Here is a 3,247-nt window from a genome sequence, read left to right as displayed (position 1 = left end):
GTGCCGCCCCGCACAGGGGCAACGCGTGAAGCACGCTAACGTAACGCGGATGCCAACGAAAGCAAAAGCAAATCGCGGATGCCATCGCAAAAGCAAGCACACCACCCCAACGCGTCGCAGACAAAAACAACCACCCCGTCACCTCTCACCCCGAATCACGCTCCGCCGCCATCTGAATCAACGCCTTCGCCTTCGCGAGCGGCTCGACGAGCGACGCCTCAACCCCATATCCGTCCACGAGCACGCCAGTGATGTCATCAATAGCAAGCCATGTGACGCGCGCGTCGTCCTCCCACACAAGCACCTTGAGCGGCAACAGCAACCCGGCCAAGGGGTTCACCTGCATCACGGGCGTGCCGCCCTTGGGGTTCCCGAACACGATCAGCCGCGTCGGCCGCAGCGTCATGCCCACTTGCGCGGCGGCGTCCGCCTGATCGATATCGACGAAGATCGTCATGCCTCTGTCGGCGAGCAGCCCGCGCAACCGCGCCACCGTGTTCGAGAAGCCGTGCTCGCTCCTGAACGTCGTAACCGAAGCGGGACATTTCGCTACATCAGTCATCGCAGACTCCCGTGATGGAACATCAGCGCAGTGTAGTCATTGCGATGCAACAACTGAAGCGGAAGCTTGCTCGGCGAGCGCGCGGAAGTTCTCAGGCGTCGCGAAACCCAGATACTGCGCCTGCATCTCGGGCGTCAGCACTTCGATCAACGTGCTGTTTTCAATCCATAATTCGATCACGTCGAAAAAGTTGTTTCCGCGCGTGCAGCGCACCGCTCGCCACCCTTCGCGCTCGCCGATCGCGATCACCTGCTCCGCCGACAGCGGCGACGCGACGGCCATATGAAAGCCGCTGTATTGCGCGCGCGTGTTCGCCATCGAGGCGAGCGGCTCCTGCGTGTCGCCAGGCGTGAGCGTGAGGTTGCTCGGATAGGTCTCGATGATCGTGCCGCGGTCGTCGCCCGCCACCGCCATCCACGCGCCTTCAAAAGGCGAAAACGGTGCGGCGAAACCGCCCCACACTTCGGCAAGCGTGCGCGCGACGCGCTCGGGATTTTGCGTAGGAATGGACGCGTGAAAGATCATCGAAACTCTCCAGTGACTCGTGACATAACGGACCACGTTCAGACGCAATGGCGCCTCACGTTGGGGCCTGCGCGTCGTGCGTTTTCGTTTTTCTTTTCACGCGCGCGGCCTGGGCAAAGCAGCGAATCGCCGCATACGTCCAGCTTGCAGCAGCAATCCAGCGAGTAGTAGAACGGAAGCGATCTGCCGCGTTTGAAAGCGAAGCGACCGTGTAGGCGCGCGATGCGCAAGCGTGCGGCATCGAACGCCATGCTAGAAGCGGGAGACGATGCTACCAATCGGGAGTTTTACCAACAGCTTTCGATTCGTCCGACGAACCGGCTCGACGTAGCGTTCGGGATACGCATCCGAGAACTGGCCGCCCGCCATTGCAGCGGGCGGCATGTCTGCGTTTTCAGCAGACTTTAGACGGCCATGACGGTGACGGCCTTCGTCACGAGATAGGCTTCCATCGCTTCCGGTCCGCCTTCCGAGCCGTAGCCCGAATCCTTGACGCCGCCGAACGGCATTTCCGGCGTAGGCGTGGCGGGCTGGTTGATCCACAGCATGCCGACTTCGAGGTTCTGCGACAGCAGGTGGACGTTGCGGAACGACTTCGTGAACGCATAGCCCGCGAGACCGAACGGCAGACGGTTCGCTTCGGCGATGGCGTCTTCGAGCTTGTCGAAGCCGCGGATAGCGGCGATCGGGCCGAACGGCTCGTTGTTGAACACGTCGGCTTCGAGCGTCACGTCCGTCAGCACAGTCGGCGCGAAGAAGTTGCCTTCCGAGCCGATGCGCTCGCCGCCCGTTGCGACCGTCGCGCCCGTGGCGCGCGCGTTCTCGATGATGCTCGCCATCGCCGTCAGACGGCGCGCGTTCGCGAGCGGCCCGAGCTGGGTGCCTTCAGCGAGGCCGTCGCCGATCTTCAGGCTTTCGGCGTGCTTGACGAGCGCCGCGGCGAACTCTTCGCGGATGCTGTTGTGCACGAGGAAACGGGTCGGCGAGATGCAGACCTGGCCCGCGTTACGGAACTTCGCGCCGCCCGCTGCCTTGACGGCGAGCGCGACGTCCGCGTCTTCCGCGACGATCACGGGCGCATGGCCGCCGAGTTCCATGGTCGCGCGCTTCATGTGCTGGCCGGCGAGCGCGGCGAGTTGCTTGCCGACGGGCGTCGAGCCTGTGAACGTGACCTTGCGGATGACGGGATGCGGAATCAGGTAGCTCGAAATCTCGGCGGGATCGCCGAACACGAGGCCGACCGTGCCGGCGGGCACGCCTGCATCGACGAACGCCTGCAACAGCTGCGCGGGCGACGCGGGCGTTTCTTCAGGCGCCTTGACGAGGAACGAGCAGCCGCTTGCGAGCGCGGCGCTCAGCTTGCGGACCACCTGGTTGACCGGGAAGTTCCACGGCGTGAAGGCGGCGACGGGGCCGATCGGCTCCTTGATGACGAGCGATTGCGCATTCAGGTTGCGCGACGGCACGACGCGGCCGTAAACGCGACGGCCTTCGTCCGCGAACCATTCAATGATGTCGGCGGCGGACAGCACTTCGATCCGTGCTTCTGCGAACGGCTTGCCCTGCTCCTGCGTCATCAGGCGCGCGATGCTGTCGGCGCGTTCGCGCACGAAGGCGGCGGCCTTGCGCATGGTGGTGGCGCGTTCGTTGGCGGGCACCTTGCGCCATGCTTCGAAGCCCTTCTGTGCGGCTTCCAGCGCGCGGTCCAGATCGGCCTTGCCAGCGTGCGCGACCTTGCCGATCGGCTTGCCCGTGGCGGGATTGACGACGTCGAGGGTCTTGCCGCTGGCGGCGTCGCACCACTCGTTGTTGATCAACAGGCGGGTATCAGTGTAGCTGCTGGATGTGACCATGCTGTGTTCCTGAGGATTTTTTGCGCGCTGCGCGCGTGGGCTGGAATTCTTTGAGGGAATGTTGATGTTAGCTGATTGCTGGGAAGTATGCCGGGGGGTGGTGTTTTTTTGTCTGCGACGCTTGGGGTTTGGGTTTGGTTTTTTTGGTTTTTTTGGGGGGCGCTGGCGTCCGCGCTATGTCTGTGCCTTTGTGCTTCGCGCGGTGGTGTTCGGTGTTTTAGGCTTTGCGCTGGCATCCGCGTTACGTTAGCGCGCTTCAAGCGTTGCCCCTGTGCGGGGCGGCACCTACTTTTCTTTGCCGCCGCAA

General features: G+C 63.4%; 3 protein-coding genes. All 3 read right to left on the bottom strand.

From position 1 onward, the window contains the following. Positions 1–145 precede the first annotated feature (145 nt). On the bottom strand, positions 146–562 hold the full coding sequence (locus KFO72_RS41630; RefSeq protein ID WP_062916484.1) for a DUF302 domain-containing protein: 417 nt from the start codon (positions 560–562) through the stop codon (positions 146–148). 36 nt (positions 563–598) lie between these two features. After that, positions 599–1,087 carry a hypothetical protein gene (locus tag KFO72_RS41625; protein WP_054934772.1) on the bottom strand — a complete coding sequence of 163 codons (489 nt, stop codon included), beginning with the start codon at positions 1,085–1,087 and terminating at the stop codon, positions 599–601. 404 nt (positions 1,088–1,491) lie between these two features. Next, positions 1,492–2,940, bottom strand: coding sequence for an NAD-dependent succinate-semialdehyde dehydrogenase (locus KFO72_RS41620; RefSeq protein WP_224100642.1), 1,449 nt, complete (start codon positions 2,938–2,940; stop codon positions 1,492–1,494). Positions 2,941–3,247: the final 307 nt, after the last annotated feature.

The sequence above is a fragment of the Paraburkholderia sp. XV genome (genome assembly GCF_020177535.1).
Lineage (GTDB): Bacteria > Pseudomonadota > Gammaproteobacteria > Burkholderiales > Burkholderiaceae > Paraburkholderia > Paraburkholderia caribensis.
This window is presented reverse-complemented; position numbering and strand designations above follow the sequence as displayed.

Bases quoted from the DNA above. Each gene is read 5' to 3' on its own strand.
- KFO72_RS41630 (WP_062916484.1), bottom strand. From the start codon at position 562: ATGACTGATGTAGCGAAATGTCCCGCTTCGGTTACGACGTTCAGGAGC.
- KFO72_RS41625 (WP_054934772.1), bottom strand. From the start codon at position 1,087: ATGATCTTTCACGCGTCCATTCCTACGCAAAATCCCGAGCGCGTCGCG.
- KFO72_RS41620 (WP_224100642.1), bottom strand. From the start codon at position 2,940: ATGGTCACATCCAGCAGCTACACTGATACCCGCCTGTTGATCAACAAC.